Below are 21,347 nucleotides of genomic sequence, written 5' to 3'. Positions count from 1 at the left end.
GGCCCGCCCGCTCAGCCGCCGCCGGCCGCACCGGCCGCTCATCGCAGCGCCCGCCGACGGTCCCCGATCCACCGCGGGGCCGCGCCGCCGAGGGGCCGCCCCTCCCCGCCCGACGGGGCCTCGCCGCGCAGCAGTGCCCGACCCAGCGGGGTGACGGTGTGCAGCACGCCGTTGCCGCAGCGCCGGGTGTCGATCAGCCCGGACGCCCTCAGCACGGCGGTGTGCTGGCTGACCGCCGAGGCCGTCACTCCGAGCCGCCCCGCCAACTCGCCGGTGGTACAGCCGTCCAGCAGGGCCTGCAGGGCCGCGGCCCTGGTCCGGCCGACCAGGGCGGCCAGCGACTCCTCCCCGCCCCGGCCCGCGCTCTCCGCCGCCTCCCGCGCCCCCACCGGCACGGGGAGGCCGATCCGGTCGGGACGCATCGCGAAGAGCAGCGTCGGAGCCTCCTCGGGCTCCCCGTGCCGGGGCCGGAGCACCACCCCGGCGCCCTGCAGGAAGAGCGACGGGGCCAGCCGCAACCCCCGCCCGTCGAGGGTGAGTTCGACGTCCCGCTCGGCGGGGATCTCCAGCACCGGGGCGGTCCAGCGGATCCGCGGGTGCAGCGTGCCGAGCAGCGCGTCCACCCCGCCGCGGCCGGCGATCTGGCGGCGGGCGTCCCGCTCCGCCTCCAGCCGGGACCGGACGTCCGCCCAGCAGGGCTGCAGCGCCACCCGGTGGAACTCGCGGACCGCCGCCGCGACGTCGGCCCGCTGGACCACCGATTCGGCGCCGCGACCGGACGACACGATCCGGCCATTCGCCCACACCCGCAGTACGTCCCGGAAACCACCGTTGGCTCCCGAAAGGCGCCGCAGCCGCTCGGCCAGCACGGGCTGCCGCGCCAATTGCCCGCGGACGGCCCGCTGCCAGGGGCGGAAGAATTCCCCGCCGCTCCGCCACGCCTCCAGTGCCAGCACCGCCTCCATCTCCTGGTCGACATTTCCAGCAATTCGTACACGAGCCAGATCCTCGGCGGACATCGCAATGCGAATCACAGACTGATCCCCCGATCGGGGTTCATGCATCGGGACGGCCCAGGGGAACCCCGCACCCTGATCGCCGCACCGACATCCTTGCCCGCCCGCGAGGCGCGTCGCCATCGGCCGATCGGCCCATTTGATCGTCGAGAACGCCGAAATCGGCGCCTCCGGATGTGCCGAATGGCCTGGATGGACCCGTCAGCGGGCTCGAATCAGCCCTCCGGACGGCCCCCGACGGAACCACCCCGCCCGGTCAGCCCCCGAGGCCCGCCACACCCTCCGTCGGCAGCACCGCGTCGACCCGCCAGCCGCCCTCCGGCCCCGGCCCGACCGCCAGCTCGCCGCCGGCCGCCTCCACCCGCTCCCGCAGGCCCGCGAGGCCGAAGCCGCCGCCCTCCCGCTCGGCCCCGCCGAGCCCGACGCCGACACCGCCCGCGCCGCCCGTGCCACCCACGCCGCCGTCTGCACCGCCGGAGCCCCCGACCCCGTCCGGCACCCCGTCGTCGGTGACCGTGACGCGCAACGCCGGCCGCCCGCCGCACCGGTCCGGGCCGACCTCGATCGCCACCTCCCGGGCCCCGGGCGCGTGCCGTCGGACGTTCGTCAGCGCCTCCACCACCAGCCGGTAACCGAGCCCGCTGATCGCCGCCGGCACCGCCGCCAGTTCGGCCTCCGCGGGGGCCTCCAGCCGCACCCGCGCGGAGCCGCTGCGGGTGAACCGCTCGGCCAGCGCGGGCAGTTCGCTCAGGTCACGGCGCAGACTGCGCGCACCGGCTCCCCCCGCCGCCGCCCGCCCCGCGCCCCGGTCGGCCGTCGCGACCGCCCCGGACCCGCGCGGCTCCGGATCGGCGTCGTCCGCCGTGAAGACCTGGACGGTCCGGTCCATGGTGACCAGTGCCTGCCGACCGGCCGCCTCGATCCCCGCCAGCAGCTCGACCACCCGCCCCGGGTCCTTCTGGGCCAGCACCTGCGCGGCCTGGGCCAGCACCACCACCCCGGTGACGTCGTGCGCGGCGAAGTCGTGCAGGTCTCGGGCCAGGTCCAGGCGCTGCGCCCGCCGTTCGGCCACCACCGCCGCCCGCGCGCGGCTGTCCATCGAGCGCAGGTAGCGGCCGACCCCGACCACCACGCAGGCCAGCAGGGCCGAGCCCAGGCAGAGTTTGACGGTCACCACGGGCGGGGCCGGCGGCTCGGCCCAGAGGGCGATCCGCAGCGGCAGCAGCGCCACCGCCGCCACCAGCAGCGTGCCGTGGCCGAAGGCGGCGGCCGGGGACAGCCTGCGCACCGCGGGGACGACCGGTGCGAGCAGCGCGACGGCCTCCAGCAGCCACCACAACTCGATGCCGCCGGACGCCGGCCCCCGGTAGCCGGCCGTCACCAGCAGCGACACCGCGCAGGCGGCCAGCACCGAGGGGCCCACCGCGCCGACCCGCCCCGGGGCCCAGAGCACCGGGAACAGCCCGGCCACCACCGCCACCGCGCCGGAGCCGACGATCAGCGGCCCCGGGTCCCCCGACCCGGCCAGCGCGGCCGCCAGCACCCCCGCCGCCGCCGTTCCGTACCCCGCCCTGCGCACCACGGTGTGCCACGACCACGTCATGGCTCGGGATCCTACGAAGCCTGACGGCCCGCCAGGACGGCTTCGCCGAAGACCGACCCCGCGGACGCTTCACCGAAGGCGGGCCCGCGGACGCTTCACCGAAGGCGGGCCCGCGGACGGCTCTCACCGAAGACGGGCCCCAGCCGGTTCCGGAGAAGGCCGGCCCCCACGGGGGACCGGCCGACGGCTCACTCCTTCGGGCCCTCCGGCTCCTCGACGAAGTCGACCTTCTTGAACTGCCGGTTCATCGACTTGGCCAGGAACCACGTCGCGACGCCGAGGGCGGCGAAGACGACGAAGCCGAGGAGGCCGGGGGTGACCTTGGCGTCGTCGACGGCGAGGTCAGCGGCGAGATTGACGAGGTTCACGGAGGCGCTCATATCTCTATGGTGGCCCGGCTCACGGGGAGCCGGGCCATCGGGGGGTGGTTCAGTCGCGCGTGTCGGCGGCCTCGGCCGCCAGTGTGGGGGTGCGCAGGCCGGCGAACAGGTCGTCCTCCGGCAGGTCGACGTCGACCAGGGTACGGGCGAGCTCGTAGTCCTCGGTGGGCCAGACCTCGCGCTGGACCTCCAGCGGGACGCGGAACCACGGGCCGTCCGGGTCGATCTGGGTCGCGTGGGCGATCAGCGCGCGGTCGCGGGTCTCGAACCAGTCGCCGCAGCGGACCCGGGTGGTGATCTCGCGCTCCTTGCGGCCGCTCTTCTCCCAGCCCTCGATCCACTCGCCGTACGGCGACTCGTGGCCGTGCTCAGTGAGGTACTCGTGCAGGGCCCGGATGCGGCCCATCGGGAAGCCGTGGTTGTAGTACAGCTTCAGCGGCTGCCAGGGCTCGCCGGCCTCCGGGTAGGCGTCCGGGTCACCCGCGGCGTCGAAGGCCAGCATGGTGATCTTGTGGGTCATGATGTGGTCCGGGTGCGGGTAGCCGCCGTTCTCGTCGTAGGTCGTGATGACCTGCGGCTTGAACTCGCGGATCAGCCGGACCAGCGGCTCCGCCGCCGCCTCGACGTCCTGGAGGGCGAAGCAGCCCTCGGGCAGCGGGGGCAGCGGGTCCCCCTCGGGCAGCCCGGAGTCGACGAAGCCCAGCCAGGCCTGGTCGACGCCGAGGATCGCCCGCGCCTCGTCCATCTCCTTGCGGCGCACCTCGTGGATGTTCTCCTCGATGTACGGGTCCCCCTGGAGCTTGGGGTTGAGGACCGACCCGCGCTCGCCCCCCGTGCAGGTGGCCACCAGCACGTCCACGCCCTGCTCGACGTACATGGCCATGGTGGCCGCGCCCTTGCTGGACTCGTCGTCCGGGTGGGCGTGCACCGCCATCAGTCGCAACTGCTCAGTCAACGCCTTGCGTTCCTTCCACACTTGTCGGGCGTTCCGCGAAGTCCGGGTCTGCCCACCGTACGAACCGCTCACTCCGGGACCGCGTCGCCGCGGGGCCGGGCCGCGGATCGTCGCCGGCGCGGCCGAGCCCTGCCCCCGCCGGACCGGCCGCGGGCGTGCCCCTCCTATAGTGACGGACTGGAGGAGCGTCGCATTCCCCCGCACCACCCCGGGCGGCCCCTCCCCCAGGAGAGGACGGAGTCCGATGAGTGCAGACACCACCGCCACCGCACCGCCCGAGGGGCGCTACGGCCGTGGCGGCGACCGCGACTCGGACCGCCGCCTGAAGGTGATCGGCGCGGTCTGCGGCGTGCTGGGCCTGGGCCTGATCGCCTGGCTGGGCGGCTCCTACATGCTGCGCGAGTCGAAGATCAACGGCTCGGTGCCGACCTTCGAGGTGCTCTCCGACTCCGAGGTCCAGCTGCACCTCACCGTGCGCAAGAGCAGCGGGCAGGCCGGCAGCTGCACGGTCCGCTCGCAGGGCGACGACCACGGGGTGGTCGGGGTGGCCGACTTCCCCGTCCCGGCGGCCGGCTCCAGCTACGACGCGGTGGTCACCCTGCGCACCACCTCGCGCGGCACCACCGCCGAGCTGCTGGGCTGCACCCCCGCCAAGTAGCGCACCCCCGCCAAGTAGCGCGCCCCCGCCGAGTAGCGCACCCGCGCCGGGTGGCGCAGCCCGATCGAACAGCGCACCCCGAGCGCGCAACGCGCCCCGGGCGGGCGGCGCGCCCGGGCCGGACAGCGCACCCCGACCGGGGCGGCGCGCATATTCGATCCGGAGAACGGGCATCCGTAGAGGGTCCCGCACCCGGTTGCTGTACACCTCGGCGTAACGCCGCCGTCAATGGCGCGCAAACGCCCCTCCCGCTTGTCAGCAGGACTTGTTAGGCTCGTGGTTTCGCCCCTTCCGCACCGGATGGTACGGGAGCGGGCGTTGCTTTGTAGTTGAGACCGATATCACCACCGACCCCTGCTGACGACTCACACCCTCAGCACAGCCCCAGCACCTACGAGGAGCACCCGTGACCCAGACCAGTGAGAACGTGACCTGGCTCACTCAGGCCGGCTACGACCAGCTCAAGGCCGAGCTGGACCACCTGACCGGGCCCTGGCGCATCGAGATCGCCCAGAAGATCGAGGCGGCGCGCGAGGAGGGGGACCTCAAGGAGAACGCCGGCTACCACGCGGCGAAGGAGGAGCAGGGCAAGTACGAGCTGCGGATCCGTCAGCTCACCCAGCTGCTGGAGCGCGCCAAGGTCGGCGAGGCGCCGGCCGACTCGGGCATGGTGGCCCCGGGCATGGTCGTCACGGTCGCCTTCGACGGCGACGAGGACGACCTCATGGAGTTCCTGCTCGCCTCCCGCGAGGTCGCGGGCTCGGACGAGCTGGACGTCTACTCGCCGCAGTCCCCGCTGGGCCGCGCGATCGACGGCAAGCGGATCGGTGACGAGGCCACCTACGAGCTGCCGAACGGCAAGCCGGCCATGGTGAAGATCGTCAAGGTCGTGCCGCACGCCGGCTGATCCGGCCGCGCCACGACACGGGGGCGGCCGCGGGAGTCAGGGACTTCCGCGGCCGCCCTCCGGCGTTCCGGGCGGGGCCGGGCACGGGCCCCGATCAGCCCGAGGACCCGATCAGCTCCGGGGCCCGATCAACCCAGAGGCCCGGTCAGCCCCGGGGCCCGGTCAGGCGGTGGAGGAGCGGTACTTGCGCACCGCCAGCCAGGAGAACACCGCGGTGATCACGATCGACCACAGCACCGACACCAGCGCCGCGTGCTGCATCGGCCAGGCGCTGTCCACCGGCCCGACCTGGTTGCCGAACAGCACCCGGCAGGCCTGCACGGTGGCGCTGAACGGGTTCCAGTACGCGATCCCCTGGAGCCAGCCCGGCATCGAGGTGACCGGCACGAAGGCGTTGGACACGAAGGTCAGCGGGAACAGCCAGATCAGCCCGGCCGAGGTGGCCGCCTCGGGGCTGCGCACCGACAGGCCGATCAGCGCGCCGATCCAGGAGAAGGCGTAGCCGAGCAGGAGCAGCAGGCCGAAGGCACCGAGCGCCTTGAGCACGCCCTCGTGGATCCGCCAGCCGACCAGCAGCGCGACCACCGCCAGCACGACCAGGGTGAACGCGGTCTGGCACAGGTCCGCGAGGGTGCGGCCGACGAGCACCGCGGAGCGGGCCATCGGCAGCGAGCGGAACCGGTCCACCAGCCCCTTGCTCATGTCCTCCGCGATGCCCGCCGAGGCGCCGGCGACGGCGAAGGTGACGGTCTGGGCGAAGATTCCGGCCATCAGGTACTGGATGTACGTGTCCGAGCTGGAGTCGGTGCCGGGGATCTTGATCGCCCCGCCCATCACGTACGAGAACAGCAGCACGAACATGACCGGCTGCATCAGCCCGAAGACCACGATCTCCGGGATGCGGGTCATCCGGCGCAGGTTGCGCTTGGCGACCACCCAGGAGTCGTGCAGGGAGGCGGCGATCCCCCGGCGCTGCCTGGGTATCGCCGGTCCGATGGCGTGCTCGGTGGCGGTGGTCATCTCAGCTCTCCTTCCCGGCCGCGACGGCCCGCTTGTCCGGCCCCGGGCCGCCCGGGCCGTCCGGGCCGCCCTTCCCCCTGCCCCGGCCGCGCGCCTTGGCGTCGGCGCCGTCCTCCTCCTCGGGCCGCTCCTCGGCGACGTGGCCGGTGAGGGTGAGGAAGACGTCGTCCAGGGTCGGGCGGCGCAGCCCGATGTCGTCCATCTCGATCCCGCGGGAGTCGAGTTCGCGGATCGCGTCGGCGAGCACCCGGGCGCCTCCGCTGACCGGTACGGTGATCCGGCGGGTGTTCTTCTCCACCGTCGGCTCGCTCAGCGCGTAGCGGGACAGCGCGGCGACCGCGTCGCCGACCAGGCCCGGCTCGTGCACCACGACCACGATCCGCTCGCCGCCGATCTGCGCCTTGAGCTGGTCGGCGGTGCCGCGGGCGATCACCCGGCCGTGGTTGACCACCGCGATGTCGTGGGCGAGCCGGTCGGCCTCCTCCAGGTACTGGGTGGTGAGCAGCAGCGTGGTGCCCTGCTCGACCAGCGTCTCGATGACCTCCCAGAGCGCGAGCCGGTTGCGCGGGTCGAGGCCGGTGGTCGGCTCGTCCAGGAACATCACCGGCGGGCGGACGACCAGCGCGGCGGCGAGGTCCAGGCGTCGGCGCATGCCGCCGGAGTAGGTCTTGGCGGTGCGGTCCTTGGCCTCGGTGAGGCTGAACCACTCCAGCAGCTCCAGCGCGCGGGCCTTCGCGGCGCGGTTGCTCATCTGGTACAGCTCGCCGACCATGGTGAGGTTCTCGAAGCCGGTCAGGTACTCGTCGACCGCCGCGTACTGGCCGGACAGGCCGATCAGGCTGCGGACCTGGTTGGGGTGCTTGAGCACGTCGACCCCGGCGACCACCGCGCGGCCGGAGTCGGGGCGGAGCAGGGTGGTGAGGACCCGCACGGTGGTGGTCTTCCCGGCGCCGTTCGGGCCGAGCAGCCCGAGCACCGTTCCCTCGGGGACGTCGAGGCTGACGCCGTCCAGGGCTCGTACGTCGCCGAAGGTCTTCACCAGGTTCTCGGCTTGGATGGCTGGCGCCATGGCCTTGCCTCATCTCCTCGGACGTATGGGGCGATCTGTCCCACTTTGCCCCGAATTTGGGCACACAGGCGACTCGATTCTCGGCCCGTGGGACTCGAACGCGATGTATCGCGAGTCTCCCAGCACGCGATATATCGCGTCAAGGGTGGGAGCTCAGCCGGCGACCACCACGTACCCCGCGTCCCGCAGCTCCCCGACCACCAGCGCGCAGTGCTCCGGCCCCTTGGTCTCCAGGTGCAGGTCCACCTCGACCTCGGTCAGCCCCAGCCGCGGGTCGGTCCGCACGTGCGCCACGTCCAGCACGTTGGCGTCCACCCTGGTCAGCACGCCCAACAGGTCGGCCAGCGCGCCCGGCTTGTCCGCCAGCCGCACCCGCAGCGACAGGTAGCGCCCGGCCGCCGCCAGCCCGTGCCGCAGCACCCGCTGCATCAGCTGCGGGTCGATGTTGCCGCCGGACAGCACCGCCACCACCGGCCCCTCGAAGGAGTCCGGCTGCTCCAGCAGCGCCGCGATCGGGGCCGCCCCGGCCGGCTCGACCACCAGCTTCAGCCGCTCCAGCCCGAGCAGCAGCGCCCGCGACAGCGCGTCCTCGGAGACCGTCCGGACGCCGTCCGCCAGCGTGTTGACCACCTCGAACGGGATGTCGCCGGGGCGCCCGACCATGATCCCGTCCGCCATGGTGGCGAAGTGCTCCAGCGACACCGGGCGCCCCGCCGCCAGCGAGGGCGGGTACGCGGCGGCGCCGGCCGCCTGCACCCCGACCACCCGCACGTCCGGCCGCAGCGGCTTGACCGCCGCCGCGATCCCGGCCAGCAGCCCGCCGCCGCCCACCCCGACCAGGATGGTCCGCACCTCCGGGCACTGCTCCAGGATCTCCAGCCCGACGGTCGCCTGGCCGGTGACCACGTCCCAGTGGTCGAAGGGGTGGATGAACACCGCGCCGGTCGCCTCCGCGTACCGCTGCGCGGCCTGCAGGGCCTCGTCCACGGTGGCCCCGTGCAGCCGCACCTCGGCGCCGTACTCCCGGGTGGCCGCGACCTTCGGCAGCGGCGCCGCGACCGGCATGAACACCGTGGAGCGCACGCCCAGCAGCGCGGCCGCCAGCGCCACCCCCTGGGCGTGGTTCCCCGCGCTCGCCGCCACCACCCCGCCGGCCCGCTGCACCGGCGAGAGTCCCGCGATCCGCACGTACGCCCCGCGCAGCTTGAAGGACCCGGTGCGCTGGAGGTTCTCGCACTTCAGGTGGACCGGCGCGCCGATCAGCCCGGAGAGGTGCCGGCTGCCCTCCATCGGGGTCACCCGGGCGACCCCGGCGAGCATCTTCTGGGCGCCGCGGACGTCGTCGAGGGTGATCGGCCAGGTGTGCATGGCGCCAGGGTACGGGGACGGGGAGAGGCAATCCGGCATGCCGGGCCTGTTCCCGGGCCCGCCCGGCCCGCGTACGCTGCTGCTTCTGAGTCTCTCTCACCGCACGACGATCGTGAGCCGCGATGACGACGACCTCGCCCCAGGCCACCGACCGCACCGACCCCGTGCACACCCAACTCCAGTACCAGCTCGCGGTGTTCGCGCGCCGAATGGAACAGGTCCGGACCTCCGGCGGCGGCGGGGTCGGGGTGCTGGACCGGGCCGCCTACCTGCTGCTCGACCGGCTGGAGCGGCACGGGCCGGCCAACGTCAAGGCGCTGGCCGAGGCGCTGGGCGTGGACTCCTCCACGGTGACCCGCCAGGTCGCCCCGCTGGTCGCGGCCGGGCTGGTCGGCCGGGTGCAGGACCCGGCCGACCGCCGTGCCGTACGGCTCGCGCTGACCTCGCACGGCGTCGGCCGGCTCACCGAAGTCCGGGACGGCCGGGCCGAGTTGACCCGCCGCCTGGTGGCCGGCTGGCCGCCGGAGGAACAGCGCGCGTTCTGCGCCCTGCTGGCCCGCTTCAACCTCGCGATGGAGTCGTACGCGGCGGACCAGCAGGGGCAGTGAGGGGCCCCAGGCCCCTCAACCTGCTTAGCCCAGCGCCTGCTTGAGGTCGGCCAGCAGGTCGTCGATCGACTCGATGCCGACCGAGACGCGCACCAGGTCGGACGGCACCTCCAGCGCCGAACCGGCCACCGAGGCGTGGGTCATCCGGCCCGGGTGCTCGATCAGCGACTCGACGCCGCCGAGCGACTCGCCGAGGGTGAACAGCTGCGCGCGGTTGCAGACCTCGACGGCCGCCTCCTCGCCGCCGGCGACCCGGAACGAGACCATGCCGCCGAAGGCCTTCATCTGCTTGGCCGCGATGTCGTGGCCGGGGTGCTCGGGCAGGCCCGGGTAGAGCACCTGGCTGACCTTCGGGTGGCTCGCCAGCAGCTCGGCGACCTTCTCCGCGTTGGCGCTGTGCCGGTCCATCCGGACACCCAGCGTCTTGATGCCGCGCAGCACCAGCCAGGCGTCGAACGGGCCGGAGACGGCACCCATCGCGTTCTGGTGGTACGCGACCTCCTCGCCGAGGCCCGCCTCGGCCAGCACCAGCGCACCGCCGACCACGTCCGAGTGGCCGCCCATGTACTTGGTGGTGGAGTGCACGACCGCGTCCGCGCCGAGCGCGATCGGCTGCTGGAGGTACGGGCTGGCGAAGGTGTTGTCGACCACCAGCAGCGCGCCGGCGCCGTGCGCGATCTCGGCGAGCGCGGTGAGGTCGGTGATGCCCAGCAGCGGGTTGGACGGGGTCTCCACCCACACCGCGCGGGTGTTGGGGCGCAGCGCCTCGCGGACGGTGGCCAGGTCCTGGGTGTTGGCGACGGAGAACTCGACGCCCCAGCGGGTCAGCACCTTGGCGAACAGCCGGAAGGTGCCGCCGTAGGCGTCGTTGGGGATGACGATGTGGTCGCCCGGCTTGAGGATGGTCCGCAGCAGGGTGTCCTCGGCGGCCAGGCCGGAGGCGAAGGCGAGGCCGCGGGCGCCGCCCTCCAGTGCCGCGAGGCACTCCTCCAGCGCGGTGCGGGTCGGGTTGGCGCTGCGGCTGTACTCGTAGCCGCCCCGCAGGCCGCCCACCCCGTCCTGCTTGTAGGTGGACACCTGGTAGATCGGCGTGACGACAGCCCCGGTCTGGGGGTCTGCTTCCTGACCCGCGTGGATGGCGAGAGTCTCGAAGCCCTGAGGAAGCTGGTGCTCGGTCATGGGTCCGAGCCTAGTGTGCGAATGCCGCCAAGCCCGCACGAACCGGGAACCGGGACGAACCCGCAGGTCGGAGCGGGGGCACGGCGGGCCGGAACCCCGGTGCGCCGAACCCCCGGGGCCGCCGCGACCTCCACCTCTCGCACACGTGTTCACCATGCGAAAACCGCGCGGCGGGCCTTCCCGGCCCCCGCGCGGAACGGACGGCCGCTCCCGGAATCCGGGGGCGGCCGTCCGCGTTGGACACTGCGCCAGGTTTCCCGACCCGCTGGAGCAGGCCGTGCTGTTCAACCGCCACAAGACCTCGCTGGTCCCCGCCGACCAGGCGCTGCCCGGCCGGCCCACCCCGGCCTTCACCCTGACCGAGCCGCACACCGTGCTCGGGCACCCGCTGTCCGGCCCGTACCCGGAGGGGCTGGAGGTGGCCGACTTCGGGCTGGGCTGCTTCTGGGGCGCCGAGCGCGCCTTCTGGCGGCTGCCCGGCGTCTGGACGACGCTGGTCGGCTACCAGGGCGGCCACACCCCGAACCCGACGTACGAGGAGGTGTGCAGCGGGCTGACCGGGCACACCGAGGCGGTCCGGGTGGTGTACGACCCGGCGGTGATCCCGTACGAGCGGCTGCTGAAGACCTTCTGGGAGGCGCACGACCCGACCCAGGGCAACCGCCAGGGCAACGACGTGGGCACCCAGTACCGCTCCGCCGTCTACACCCACTCCCCCGCCCAGGCCGAGGCCGCGGTGGCCACCCGGGACGCCTTCCAGCCCTCGCTGACCGCGCTCGGTTACGGCCCGGTCACCACCGAGATCGCCCCGGCCGGCCCGTTCTTCCCGGCCGAGCCGTACCACCAGCAGTACCTGTCGGAGGCCAAGAACCCCAACGGCTACTGCGGTCTCGGCGGTACCGGCGCCTCCTGCCCGATCGGCGTGGCCCGCACCCGGGACTGACCTCCGGCCCCGGGGCGCCCCTCGGACCGCCCCGGCCCGCCCGGCCCCGCCCCGGGATCGACCACCCAACGTGACCGATCCCCGATCCGGGCGCAGACTGGAAGGGCCAGCAGGGCCGGCCCGGCCACCCACTGGCGGCCGGGCGGTCCTCGCGGGAGAGGAGTGCGCCATGTCCGGTCTCTACCAGCGGAACTTCGACGATCCCGAGGAAGTCCGCCCCTTCGAGGAGGGCACGGGGGAACTGCGGCTGGTCAACCTGGACGGCGGCCCGGTGGGCCGGGCCGTGTTCGAGCCGGGTTGGCAGTGGTCCAAGCACGTGAAGCCGATCGCCGGGACCGAGAGCTGCCAGGCCGCCCACGCCGGGTACGTGCTCTCCGGCCGGATGAGGATCGTCATGGACGGCGGCCAGGAGGCCGAAGTGGGCCCCGGCGACTTCATGCTCTGCCCGCCCGGGCACGACGCCTGGACCGTCGGTGACGAGCCCTGCGTGATCGTCGACTGGCAGGGCTTCGCGGACTACGCGAAGCGGTGAGCGGAGCTGTGAGCAGAGCTGTGAGCAGAGCTGCGGGCGGACCGGGTCACAGCTGCTGCGGGGCCCGCTCGTCGGCGCCGTCGGCGGTGGTGCCCGGCAGCTCCGCCAGGAGCCTGCCCTCGGAGTCGTACGCCGCGATCGCCGGGCTCACCGGACGCCGGTGGGCGGCCGGATCCGCCTCCGGCAGCGGCGGCAGCACCACGTAGTAGCCGATCCACCGCTGCATTCCGACGGTGCTGACCAGGGTGGCGACGGTCGCCCTGCCCCCCGTGAACGCGACGATCCTCGCCGGGGCGACCGGGCCCAGGTAGAAGCTCGCGACGATGAAGCGGTCGCGGTCGCCGTGCGACTGGGCGTAGAGGGCGGGTCTGTCGTGCTCCAGGTTGTCGCTGCGCACGTCCCGGCAGTCCGTGCCGGAGTCGGAGCCGTCCGGCTGGTAGTTGTCGCACTTCTCGAACGGGCTGACCCACATCCGGGCGCCGGCCGCCATCTCGATGCGCTGCCCCGGGCCGACCTGCCGTACCGGCGAGAGCGGCAGCGGCGTGGCGGTGGCCGTGGGGCTCGGCGTGGCGGTGGGCGTGGGGCTCGGGACGGCGACGGGGCTGAACGCCGCCCCCGCCTCGCCCGCGACCTGCCCGACGTGCCGGGCGCTGCCGGCCGTCACCGCCGTCGCCCCGCAGACCAGCGCCACCGCGACCGCGGCCGCGGCGGTCCCGGCTCTACGCCTGGCCCGGCGCCGTCGGGCGGCGGCGATGATCGGCACCGGGTCCGGCCCGGTCGCGTACGGGTCCTGGTCCTTGAGCAGTTCGCCGAGCCGGTGTTCGAAGCTCATACCGTCACCTCGATGTGCGTCGTGGGACTCGCCGGCACGCCGGAACGGTCGGCGAGTTCGGGCAGTGCGCGCAGCTTCGACATGGCCCGGTGCAGCGTGCTCTTCACCGTGCCCTGGGCGATGCCCAGTTCGGCCGCGACGGCGGCCTCGCTGAGGTCCCCGTAGTACCGCAGCACGACGACCGTCCGCTCCCGGCGGGTGAGGGTGCCCAGCGCCTGGTGCAGCAGGGCGCGTTCGGCCTGCCGCTCGGCGAGGTCGTCGGAGAGCGGCCGGTCGGGGGTGTGCTCGACGGGCAGCTCGTGGTTGCGCAGTCGGCGCCACCAGTCGCGGTGCTGGTTGACCACGATCCGGCGGACGTACGCGGTGGGGTCGTCCCCGGTGATCCGGTGCCAGTGCAGGTAGGCGCGCTCCAGCGCCGACTGCACGATGTCCTTGGCCCGGTCCGGGTCGCCGGTCAACAGCTCGGCCAGCCGCAGCAGTTGCCGACCGCTCCCGGCGACGAACTCGCTGAACTCGTCGTCCTGCCGCTGTCTCTGCTCGCGTTTCACACCCGTCCTACTCCTCGGGCGGACCGCGAGGTTCGGTCCGCCCGGGGAGTTTTTCCGACCGGTGGGTCTTCCGACCGGGGTCCGGCCGGTCGGGGTGCGGGGCCGGGTCAGACGGCGCTGCCGGCCTTCCAGGCGGCCCAGCCCATGTTCCAGCCGTTCAGGCCGTTGTCCGGGGCGACCGTCTTGTCGCCGGAGTTCACGACCTCGACCACGTCGCCGACCATCGAGGACTTGTAGAACTTGAAGCCGTCCGTACCGCTGTCCTGGGCGCCCTTGGTGTCCCGGAGGCCGATGCAGCCGTGGCTGGTGTTCTGGCCGCCGAAGATCGACGGCGAGGACCAGTAGTTGCCGTGGATGAAGGTGCCCGAGGTGCTGAGGCGCTGGGCGTGCGGCACGTCCGCGATGTCGTACTCGCTGCCCAGGTTGACGGTCTGCGAGTTCATCCGGGTCTGGGTGTACTGCTCGGAGATCACCATCTTGCCGCCCCAGGTCATGTGCTCGGGCGAGCCGCCGGAGATCTTGTAGACCGCGCTGACCTGGCCGTCGGTGGTGACGGTGAGCTTCTTGGCGGCGAGGTCGGCGACGCTGGTCTGGGCCCGGCCGATGGTGAAGCTCACGTCCTTGGACTGGGTGCCGTACACGCCCTTGGCGCCCTCGACGTCCTTGAGCCGGAGCTTGAGGGTGACCTTGGTGCCCTTGGCCCAGTACTCCTGCGGCCGGAAGTCGAGGCGGGTGCTGGAGAACCAGTGGCCGACGATCTCGACGCCCGGCTCGGCTATCACGGTGATCGCCTGCTGGACGGCCTTGCGGTCGGTGACCGGCTTGCTGAAGTTGATCGAGACCGGCATGCCGACGCCGACCGTCGAGCCGTCCTCGGGGGTGAAGTAGCCGACGAAGGTGTTGGCCGGGGTCGCCGTGGTGAAGACGGCGTTGGAGTCCGCCTCCAGCTTGTCCTTGTCGAGGGCGACGGCGGCGACGGTGTACTTGGTGCCGCTGGCGGGGGCGGCGGCCGAGGTCCAGCCGGTGCCGTCGGCGGAGAGCTGGCCGGCCAGCTCCTTGCCGGCGGTGTCGGTGACCTTGACGCTGGTCAGGGTGCCGTTGGCGACGGCGACCTTGACCGGCTCGCTGAAGCTCGCGGAGGCGGCGCCGTCGGCCGGGGTGACGGTGATGACCGCGGCCGAGGTCTTGGGGGCGCTGCTGCCCGTGCCGCCGGAGGCCGGGGTGCCGTTCGCGCCGCCGGAGCCGCCGCTACCGCCGCTGGCGCTGTTGGCGCTGTTGTCGTTGCAGGCGGTCAGCAGCAGGACGGGCGCTCCGATCAGGCCCGCGAGGACCCCGCGTCGGCTCCAGCTGCTTCCGGCCGCCCGTCCCTGACCGTCCCGTGCCGTCACGTCGCGTCTCCCTGCTGATCATCCCGGGCATTACGGATACAGAAACGCAATACGCCCGTTCACGGTTCCATCACCGAAGGGTAAGCGATCGTATGAGATGACCCAACTTCCCGACGAACAGGGACAAAACGCCCGGCCCGCGGAGCGGACCGGGCGTTCACGGGCGGTGACGGTGAGGACCGTCACCCGACGGTTCCCCGCCCTACTCGGCGGAGCCTTCCACCGCGTACTCGTCCCACTCCTCGTCGTCCGGGTCGAACTCGGTCTGCGCCGACTCCCAGGTCGCCGAGGCGAGCTCCACGCCGGGCACGTCGCCGAGCAGCGCGACGGGGTCGATGAAGTGGGCGAGCGAACCCGACGGGTCCACCTCGATGGCCTCGACGGACTGGGCGCGCTCCTCGTCGTCGAGGTACTCGTCGGCGGTGACGGCCTCCAGGGCGGCCGCCTTGAGCGCGCCCTCGTCGGTGATCTCCGCGATGAGCTCGATCTTCACCCGGACGTAGCGCGGGGCATCCTGGTCGGTCGTTTCAGTGCTGGTCATGCGTGCGAGCGTACGGGACGGGCGCGCCCGGCGCGGCGCACGGGCGGCCGCTCGGAGTGCACCCCGCGCGCCCGGCGTGAACGGCGCGAACGGAACGTGCGACGGCGCGAACGGAAGGGGCCGGCCCCTCGGAGAAGGACCGGCCCCACCGTTCCCCGCCTGGGCTCCCCCACCCGGGAGCCGCGGGACACGCGCCGTGCGGCGCGGTACTGCCGCGGGAGTCGCCGCACCCTGTCGACCGGCCGGGGCCGGTCAGGGGCGGGACGACGGCGCCTCCCGCGGCGGGAGGACACAGCGGCCGGGTCAGGGCCACCCGATGTGTCCGGAGCCGACCGCGGTCGCCGGGGAGCCGCTCCCGGACGGTTGCCGTCGCCTCACTCGGCGTCCTGCCGTTGACCACCACGATGCCCGAGCCGTGTTAACCACGTGCTGCGGACAGGTGACGCCGGTGTACCACTTCCCCCGTGGACGAATCCTCCGCATCCATCCGCGGGGGGCGGTGGTGACGCCGGGTCAGTGCTGGGCGCGGCCGGTCAGGAAGCCCAGCAGGTCCTGGCGGGTGACGATGCCCTGCGGCTTGCCCTCCACCAGCACGACGGCCGCGTCGGCCTTCTCCAGCACGGTCATCAGGTTGGTGACGGTCTCGCCCGAGCCGACCACCGGCAGCGGCTTGGACATCACCTTGTCCAGCGTGTCGGTGAGCTCGATGTCCTTGGCGAAGATGCCCTCCAGCAGCAGCTTCTCCACCACCGAGCCGATCACCTCGCCAGCCATGATGTCCGGGTGGCCGGCGCCCGGGGAGACCACCGGCATCTGCGAGACGCCGTACTCGCGCAGCACCCGGACCGCCTCGGCGACCGTCTCGTTGGGGTGCATGTGGACGAACTGCGGGACGCCGCCCTGCGCGAGGGACTCCTTGCGGGCCAGCACCTCGCCGATGTGCGCCTCGTCGGTGGCCGAGGGCAGGAAGCCGTAGTCGGCCATCCAGTCGTCGTTGAAGATCTTCGACAGGTAGCCGCGGCCGCCGTCCGGCAGCAGCACCACGACGACGTCGTCCGGGCCGAGCTTCTTGGCGACCTCCAGCGCGGCCACCACGGCCATGCCGCAGGAGCCGCCGACCAGCAGGCCCTCCTCCTTGGCCAGGCGGCGGGTCATCTGGAACGAGTCCTTGTCGGAGACCGCGACGATCTCGTCCGCGACACCGCGGTCGTAGGCGGTCGGCCAGAAGTCCTCACCGACGCCCTCGACCAGGTACGGCCGGCCGGTGCCGCCCGAGTAGACCGAGCCCTCCGGGTCGGCGCCGATCACCTTGACCTTGCCGCCGGAGGCCTCCTTCAGGTAGTTGCCGGTGCCGGAGATGGTGCCGCCGGTGCCGACGCCCGCCACGAAGTGGGTGATCTTCCCGTCGGTCTGCTCCCACAGCTCCGGGCCGGTGGAGTGGTAGTGCGAGGCCGGGTTGTCCGGGTTGGAGTACTGGTCCGGCTTCCAGGCGTTCGGGGTCTCCCGGACCAGGCGGTCGGAGACGTTGTAGTAGGAGTCCGGGTGCTCCGGGGCGACGGCGGTCGGACAGACGACCACCTCGGCGCCGTACGCGCGCAGGGTGTTGATCTTGTCGGTGGAGACCTTGTCAGGACAGACGAAGATGCACTTGTAGCCCTTCTGCTGGGCCACGATCGCCAGGCCGACACCGGTGTTGCCGGAGGTCGGCTCGACGATGGTGCCGCCCGGCTTGAGGGCGCCCGAGGCCTCGGCGGCCTCGATCATGCGCATCGCGATGCGGTCCTTGACCGAGCCGCCGGGGTTGAAGTACTCGACCTTGGCCAGCACTGTCGCGCTGATGCCCTCGGTGACCTTGTTCAGCTTGACCAGCGGCGTGTTGCCGACGAGGTCGATGATCGAGTTGTGGTACCGCACGGGGATCCTCCCGGTCTGTGGGCATGCGATTTCGGTACTGCGGAGTTCGGTACTGCAAAGCGTAGGGCGTGGCACCCGCCCCGCGGCTCCCCTCCTGCACCCCTCCCCCAATGGCCCACCCCCAGCGGCACCCCCGGTACTCCCGCCCTCCGCACGGGTAAGAGCGCTGTGCAGGCATGGCCGTGGCCCCGGAGGGGCCGGCAGGAGAGCACGTGAAGGGGGCACCGGATGCCAGGGGCACGGGACTCGCGGGCCCGGGTGGCCCGCCGGATCGCCACCGCGGCGGCGTACGGCGGCGGCGGCCTCGGCCTGCTCGGGGTGGGCGTCGTCGGCCTGCTGGTGACCGAGAGCAGACTCGCCATCCAGGCCATCGGCGTCCTGGAGACCGTCCCGCCCAAGGCGGACGGCGTCTACGGGGAGGCCTTCGCCGACCGCGCCGCCGACCCGCAGGCCCCGCTCGTGCTGGCCGTCCTCGGCGACTCCACCGGCGCCGGCCTCGGCGTGGCCCGGGCCGGCGAGACCCCGGGCGCGCTGCTGGCCGCGGGCCTCGCCTCGGTGGCCGAGCGCCCGGTCCGGCTGGTCAATGTGGCCCGCTCCGGCGGCCGCTCCGCCGACCTCTCCGGCCAGCTGGAGCAGGCCCTGCCGCACCACCCGGACGTCGCCGTGGTCATGGTCGGCGCCAACGACGTGACCCGGCACAGCCCGGCCCAGCTGGCCGTCCGCCAGCTCGGCGAGGCCGTCGCCGCCCTGCGCGCCAACGGCTGCGAGGTGGTCGTGGGCACCTGCCCGGACCTCGGGACGATCAAGCCGGTGCGGCCGCCGCTGCGCTGGGTGGCCCGCCGGCTGAGCCGGCAGCTGGCCGCCGCGCAGACCATCGCGGTGGTGGAGGCGGGCGGCCGGACGGTCTCGCTGGGCTCACTGCTGGGCCCGGAGTTCGCCGCCCGCCCGGAGATGTTCGCCGCCGACCGCTACCACCCCTCCGCCCAGGGCTACGCGACCGCCGCGATGGCCGTGCTGCCCTCGGTCTGCGCCGCGCTCGGGCTCTGGCCGGAGGAGGAGCGTCCTGCCACGGCCGTCCCGGGCGGCGCGGTGCTGCCGGTCGCGGTCGCGGCCGCCACGGCGGCCGGTCGGGAGGGCACCGAGGTGGCGGCCGTACCGGCGGAGGGCACGGGCCGCCGCTGGGCCCAGTTGAGGCACCGGCTGCGGATCGGTCTGCCCGGCCCGGAGAGCGGGAAGGAGGCTGGTACGACCCCCGACGGGGGCCCCGGGAATACGTCGGCCAGCTCACACGCTGGGGCGGGTGACGCCTGATCTACCAGGCGGTAACTTTCCTCCCGGACGTCAGGTCCGCCGTCACCCAGCGAGGAGCCCGCCATGCCCGAAGCCGTCATCGTCAGCGCCACCCGTTCGCCGATCGGCCGGGCCTTCAAGGGCTCGCTCAAGGACGTCCGCCCGGACGACCTGACCGCCCACGTCATCCAGGCCGCCCTGGCCAAGGTCCCGCAGCTCGACCCGCGCGAGATCGACGACCTGATGCTGGGCTGCGGCCTGCCCGGCGGCGAGCAGGGCCACAACCTGGCCCGCATCGTGGCCGTCCAGATGGGCATGGACTACCTGCCGGGCGCCACCATCACCCGCTACTGCTCCTCCTCGCTCCAGACCACGCGGATGGCGCTGCACGCGATCAGGGCGGGCGAGGGCGACGTCTTCGTCTCGGCCGGCGTGGAGACCGTCTCGCGCAGCGTCAACGGCACCTCGGACGGCCTGCCGGGCACCATGAACCCGGTCTTCGACGAGGCCCAGGCCCGTACGAAGAAGCGCGCCGAAGAAGGTGGCGGCGAGTGGCACGACCCGCGCGAGGACGGCCTGGTGCCGGACGCCTACATCGCGATGGGCCAGACCGCCGAGAACCTGGCCGCGCTCAAGGGCATCACCCGCGCCGAGCAGGACGAGTTCGGCGTCCGCTCGCAGAACCTCGCCGAGGCCGCCATCAAGGCCGGCTTCTGGGAGCGCGAGATCACCCCGGTGACGCTCCCGGACGGCACCGTGGTCAGCACGGACGACGGCCCGCGCGCCGGCGTCACCCTGGAGGGCGTGGCCGGCCTGAAGCCGGTGTTCCGCCCCGACGGCACCGTGACCGCGGGTAACTGCTGCCCGCTGAACGACGGCGCGGCCGCGCTGGTGATCATGTCCGACACCAAGGCCCGCGAGCTGGGCATCACCCCGCTCGCCCGGGTGGTCTCCACCGGTGTCAGCGCGCTCTCCCCCGAGATCATGGGCTACGGCCCGGTCGAGGCCTCCAAGCAGGCGCTCAAGCGGGCCGGCCTGACCATCGGTGACATCGACCTGGTCGAGATCAACGAGGCCTTCGCCGCCCAGGTGATCCCGTCCTACCGTGACCTCGGCGTCGACCTGGACCGGCTGAACGTCAACGGTGGCGCGATCGCGGTCGGCCACCCCTTCGGCATGACCGGCGCCCGGATCACCACCACGCTGATCAACTCCCTGCAGTGGCACGACAAGCAGTTCGGCCTGGAGACCATGTGCGTCGGCGGCGGCCAGGGCATGGCGATGGTCGTCGAGCGCCTCAGCTGACCCTCCGGGCGCCCTCCGAAGGGTCTGGACCACCCATTTGGAGTGACGCAGCGTAATTGAGGGCCGGATCACACCGAGAGGTCGATCCGGCCCTCATTTCGTTCGTTTTCGACCCGGAAATCGACACTGCGGAGCGGATCAACTCCACTGCGTAGAACGGTGTTACCTAACAATTTGGGGACAAGAGCGAAAGTCCGGGATGAATTGGACATTCGCCCCTGCGGTAACAGCCCCGCATGCGGCAGTGTGGACACGTAACCCCGTTCCGCTCCTCGCTAGGAGTACGTTCCGTGAGCGCCGTCTACACCATCCTGCTGCTGATCCTGATCGCCGTGTCGACCGCCGTGCTGCTCCACCTCCGCGGGCTCTCCCGCCGGCTGGACGCACGGGCCGCGGCCCCGTCCGCGCCCGCACCCGTGGACGAGGCCGCGATACGCCGGGCCGTCACCGAGGCGCTCGCCGCCGACCGCGAGCGGGAGATCACGGAGGCCCGGGCGTTCTGGGCCGAGCAGGAGGCCCGCGCGGCCGAGGACGCGCCGCTGTTCGACTCCCCGTTCTCCGGCACCTTCTCCGGCACCGAGGAGTGGCCGCTCTTCTTCCCCCGCCCCACCGGCCCGCAGGACGCCGTCGACAACGCCGGGACGATGGACCCGGAGTTCGGCGAGGCGCTGCGCTCCGCGCTGGAGGACCTGATCAACGAGGGCGGCTCCGCCCCGGCCGAGCCCGGCGGCGAGGGCGGCGTGCCGCTGCGCCCCGGCCACCCGGCCGGCGAGACCAAGGACGCCCGGGCCCGCCGCGAGGCCGACCTGCTGGCCACCGGCCTGGAGGCCGGGCTGCTGGACGCCGACCAGGCCGTCGAGGAGGCCCCGGTCGCCGCGCCCGACCCGCGCCGCCACCCCTCGCACCCCGACTTCGTGCCCAGCCAAGCGCCGTCCCGGGAGTGGACGGACAGCCGGCTGGCCGCCCTCGCCGAGGAGGCCGTCGCCCTGGTCGACGTCCGCCCGGGCCCGCTGGGCACCCTGGACGTGTACGCCTTCGCCGACGGCACCACCCTCTGCGTGGCCCCGGGCGACCGGGAGGCCGCCTACCGGCTGATCGACGCGGTCCGCGCCGGTGAGCACGTCCGACTGCTCGGCGGCTCGCGCTTCTCCGGCTCGTACTCGCTGACCTTCTCCACCGACGAGGAGGCCGTCTACGTGCTGGCCGACCGGGTGGTCGCCAGCATCTGACACCGGCTCACCAGCAGCAGCGCGCCGAAGGCCGGCCGGGTCACGGGGTTACCGACCCGGCC

At 73.2% G+C, this 21,347-nt stretch carries 21 protein-coding genes; 8 read left to right on the top strand and 13 right to left on the bottom strand.

Going from position 1 to position 21,347, the window contains the following annotated elements:
• Window positions 1–38 precede the first annotated feature (38 nt).
• The 4 genes from ACFRQN_RS30220 to mca all read right to left on the bottom strand — a co-directional run bounded on the left by ACFRQN_RS30220 (window position 39) and on the right by mca (window position 3,954).
• Complete coding sequence (locus tag ACFRQN_RS30220) at window positions 39–956, bottom strand: ArsR/SmtB family transcription factor (protein ID WP_380743408.1); 918 nt, start codon at window positions 954–956, stop codon at window positions 39–41.
• Window positions 957–1,272: 316 nt separating this feature from the next.
• A complete protein-coding gene (locus tag ACFRQN_RS30215; RefSeq protein ID WP_380743406.1) occupies window positions 1,273–2,619 on the bottom strand; it encodes a sensor histidine kinase in 1,347 nt (448 codons plus the stop codon).
• Window positions 2,620–2,807: 188 nt separating this feature from the next.
• Complete coding sequence (locus ACFRQN_RS30210) at window positions 2,808–2,999, bottom strand: hypothetical protein (RefSeq protein ID WP_049654716.1); 192 nt, start codon at window positions 2,997–2,999, stop codon at window positions 2,808–2,810.
• A 49-nt stretch (window positions 3,000–3,048) separates the two neighbouring features.
• Window positions 3,049–3,954 carry a mycothiol conjugate amidase Mca gene (gene mca, locus ACFRQN_RS30205; RefSeq protein WP_049654715.1) on the bottom strand — a complete coding sequence of 302 codons (906 nt, stop codon included), beginning with the start codon at window positions 3,952–3,954 and terminating at the stop codon, window positions 3,049–3,051.
• 244 nt (window positions 3,955–4,198) lie between these two features.
• On the opposite strand from mca, the gene ACFRQN_RS30200 reads away from it, so the two are divergent.
• The gene (locus tag ACFRQN_RS30200) at window positions 4,199–4,612 is read left to right on the top strand and encodes a DUF4307 domain-containing protein (RefSeq protein WP_049654714.1); all 414 of its coding nucleotides are present in this window, start codon (window positions 4,199–4,201) and stop codon (window positions 4,610–4,612) included.
• A 406-nt stretch (window positions 4,613–5,018) separates the two neighbouring features.
• A complete protein-coding gene (greA, locus tag ACFRQN_RS30195) occupies window positions 5,019–5,519 on the top strand; it encodes a transcription elongation factor GreA (protein WP_049654713.1) in 501 nt (166 codons plus the stop codon).
• A 162-nt stretch (window positions 5,520–5,681) separates the two neighbouring features.
• Here the strand turns inward: greA and ACFRQN_RS30190 are convergent, their stop codons facing one another.
• From ACFRQN_RS30190 to ilvA, 3 genes are all read right to left on the bottom strand, one after another.
• On the bottom strand, window positions 5,682–6,539 hold the full coding sequence (locus ACFRQN_RS30190; RefSeq protein ID WP_049654712.1) for an ABC transporter permease: 858 nt from the start codon (window positions 6,537–6,539) through the stop codon (window positions 5,682–5,684).
• Between the two features lies 1 nt (window position 6,540).
• On the bottom strand, window positions 6,541–7,608 hold the full coding sequence (locus ACFRQN_RS30185; RefSeq protein ID WP_079271856.1) for an ATP-binding cassette domain-containing protein: 1,068 nt from the start codon (window positions 7,606–7,608) through the stop codon (window positions 6,541–6,543).
• 153 nt (window positions 7,609–7,761) lie between these two features.
• Window positions 7,762–8,976, bottom strand: a complete 1,215-nt coding sequence (gene ilvA / locus ACFRQN_RS30180) for a threonine ammonia-lyase (RefSeq protein WP_074001308.1) — start codon at window positions 8,974–8,976, stop codon at window positions 7,762–7,764.
• 122 nt (window positions 8,977–9,098) lie between these two features.
• Here ilvA and ACFRQN_RS30175 point away from each other — a divergent pair, with 122 nt between their 5' ends.
• The gene (locus ACFRQN_RS30175; protein ID WP_380743404.1) at window positions 9,099–9,584 is read left to right on the top strand and encodes a MarR family winged helix-turn-helix transcriptional regulator; all 486 of its coding nucleotides are present in this window, start codon (window positions 9,099–9,101) and stop codon (window positions 9,582–9,584) included.
• Between the two features lie 24 nt (window positions 9,585–9,608).
• Here ACFRQN_RS30175 and ACFRQN_RS30170 read toward each other — a convergent pair whose 3' ends face one another.
• Entirely contained in the window at window positions 9,609–10,763 is a 1,155-nt protein-coding gene (locus ACFRQN_RS30170; protein WP_049654707.1) for a cystathionine gamma-synthase, read from the bottom strand.
• Between the two features lie 277 nt (window positions 10,764–11,040).
• Here ACFRQN_RS30170 and msrA point away from each other — a divergent pair, with 277 nt between their 5' ends.
• Window positions 11,041–11,706 (top strand): peptide-methionine (S)-S-oxide reductase MsrA, encoded by a 666-nt coding sequence (msrA, locus tag ACFRQN_RS30165; RefSeq protein ID WP_049654705.1) that lies wholly within the window; start codon window positions 11,041–11,043, stop codon window positions 11,704–11,706.
• A 169-nt stretch (window positions 11,707–11,875) separates the two neighbouring features.
• Window positions 11,876–12,238 carry a cupin domain-containing protein gene (locus tag ACFRQN_RS30160; protein ID WP_049654704.1) on the top strand — a complete coding sequence of 121 codons (363 nt, stop codon included), beginning with the start codon at window positions 11,876–11,878 and terminating at the stop codon, window positions 12,236–12,238.
• A 46-nt stretch (window positions 12,239–12,284) separates the two neighbouring features.
• Here ACFRQN_RS30160 and ACFRQN_RS30155 read toward each other — a convergent pair whose 3' ends face one another.
• The 5 genes from ACFRQN_RS30155 to ACFRQN_RS30135 all read right to left on the bottom strand — a co-directional run bounded on the left by ACFRQN_RS30155 (window position 12,285) and on the right by ACFRQN_RS30135 (window position 17,461).
• A complete protein-coding gene (locus tag ACFRQN_RS30155) occupies window positions 12,285–13,070 on the bottom strand; it encodes a hypothetical protein (protein ID WP_074001307.1) in 786 nt (261 codons plus the stop codon).
• Window positions 13,067–13,618, bottom strand: coding sequence for a SigE family RNA polymerase sigma factor (locus ACFRQN_RS30150; protein WP_074001306.1), 552 nt, complete (start codon window positions 13,616–13,618; stop codon window positions 13,067–13,069). The genes ACFRQN_RS30155 and ACFRQN_RS30150 overlap by 4 nt, the downstream gene beginning before the upstream one ends.
• 107 nt (window positions 13,619–13,725) lie before the next feature.
• Window positions 13,726–15,006, bottom strand: coding sequence for an Ig-like domain-containing protein (locus tag ACFRQN_RS30145; protein WP_049656491.1), 1,281 nt, complete (start codon window positions 15,004–15,006; stop codon window positions 13,726–13,728).
• Window positions 15,007–15,208: 202 nt separating this feature from the next.
• Window positions 15,209–15,547 (bottom strand): hypothetical protein, encoded by a 339-nt coding sequence (locus ACFRQN_RS30140; protein WP_063780291.1) that lies wholly within the window; start codon window positions 15,545–15,547, stop codon window positions 15,209–15,211.
• A gap of 513 nt (window positions 15,548–16,060) precedes the next feature.
• The gene (locus tag ACFRQN_RS30135) at window positions 16,061–17,461 is read right to left on the bottom strand and encodes a cystathionine beta-synthase (protein WP_049656493.1); all 1,401 of its coding nucleotides are present in this window, start codon (window positions 17,459–17,461) and stop codon (window positions 16,061–16,063) included.
• Between the two features lie 228 nt (window positions 17,462–17,689).
• Here ACFRQN_RS30135 and ACFRQN_RS30130 point away from each other — a divergent pair, with 228 nt between their 5' ends.
• The 3 genes from ACFRQN_RS30130 to ACFRQN_RS30120 all read left to right on the top strand — a co-directional run bounded on the left by ACFRQN_RS30130 (window position 17,690) and on the right by ACFRQN_RS30120 (window position 21,285).
• A complete protein-coding gene (locus ACFRQN_RS30130; RefSeq protein WP_380743402.1) occupies window positions 17,690–18,772 on the top strand; it encodes an SGNH/GDSL hydrolase family protein in 1,083 nt (360 codons plus the stop codon).
• Between the two features lie 63 nt (window positions 18,773–18,835).
• A complete protein-coding gene (locus tag ACFRQN_RS30125) occupies window positions 18,836–20,056 on the top strand; it encodes an acetyl-CoA C-acetyltransferase (protein WP_117489325.1) in 1,221 nt (406 codons plus the stop codon).
• A 290-nt stretch (window positions 20,057–20,346) separates the two neighbouring features.
• Entirely contained in the window at window positions 20,347–21,285 is a 939-nt protein-coding gene (locus tag ACFRQN_RS30120; protein ID WP_049656499.1) for a hypothetical protein, read from the top strand.
• The last annotated feature ends 62 nt before the right edge of the window (window positions 21,286–21,347 follow it).

The sequence above is a fragment of the Kitasatospora sp. NPDC056800 genome (genome assembly GCF_042789775.1).
Taxonomy (GTDB): domain Bacteria; phylum Actinomycetota; class Actinomycetes; order Streptomycetales; family Streptomycetaceae; genus Kitasatospora.
Note: the sequence above shows the minus strand (reverse complement) of the source record. Positions and strands in the feature narration are given on the sequence as shown.

Coding starts and splice junctions, on each gene's coding strand:
- ACFRQN_RS30185 (WP_079271856.1), bottom strand. CDS start 7,608: ATGGCGCCAGCCATCCAAGCCGAGAACCTGGTGAAGACCTTCGGCGAC.
- ACFRQN_RS30200 (WP_049654714.1), top strand. CDS start 4,199: ATGAGTGCAGACACCACCGCCACCGCACCGCCCGAGGGGCGCTACGGC.
- ACFRQN_RS30155 (WP_074001307.1), bottom strand. CDS start 13,070: ATGAGCTTCGAACACCGGCTCGGCGAACTGCTCAAGGACCAGGACCCG.
- ACFRQN_RS30210 (WP_049654716.1), bottom strand. CDS start 2,999: ATGAGCGCCTCCGTGAACCTCGTCAATCTCGCCGCTGACCTCGCCGTC.
- ACFRQN_RS30130 (WP_380743402.1), top strand. CDS start 17,690: ATGCCAGGGGCACGGGACTCGCGGGCCCGGGTGGCCCGCCGGATCGCC.
- ACFRQN_RS30170 (WP_049654707.1), bottom strand. CDS start 10,763: ATGACCGAGCACCAGCTTCCTCAGGGCTTCGAGACTCTCGCCATCCAC.
- ACFRQN_RS30125 (WP_117489325.1), top strand. CDS start 18,836: ATGCCCGAAGCCGTCATCGTCAGCGCCACCCGTTCGCCGATCGGCCGG.
- ACFRQN_RS30140 (WP_063780291.1), bottom strand. CDS start 15,547: ATGACCAGCACTGAAACGACCGACCAGGATGCCCCGCGCTACGTCCGG.
- ACFRQN_RS30175 (WP_380743404.1), top strand. CDS start 9,099: ATGACGACGACCTCGCCCCAGGCCACCGACCGCACCGACCCCGTGCAC.
- ACFRQN_RS30215 (WP_380743406.1), bottom strand. CDS start 2,619: ATGACGTGGTCGTGGCACACCGTGGTGCGCAGGGCGGGGTACGGAACG.
- ilvA (WP_074001308.1), bottom strand. CDS start 8,976: ATGCACACCTGGCCGATCACCCTCGACGACGTCCGCGGCGCCCAGAAG.
- ACFRQN_RS30190 (WP_049654712.1), bottom strand. CDS start 6,539: ATGACCACCGCCACCGAGCACGCCATCGGACCGGCGATACCCAGGCAG.
- ACFRQN_RS30160 (WP_049654704.1), top strand. CDS start 11,876: ATGTCCGGTCTCTACCAGCGGAACTTCGACGATCCCGAGGAAGTCCGC.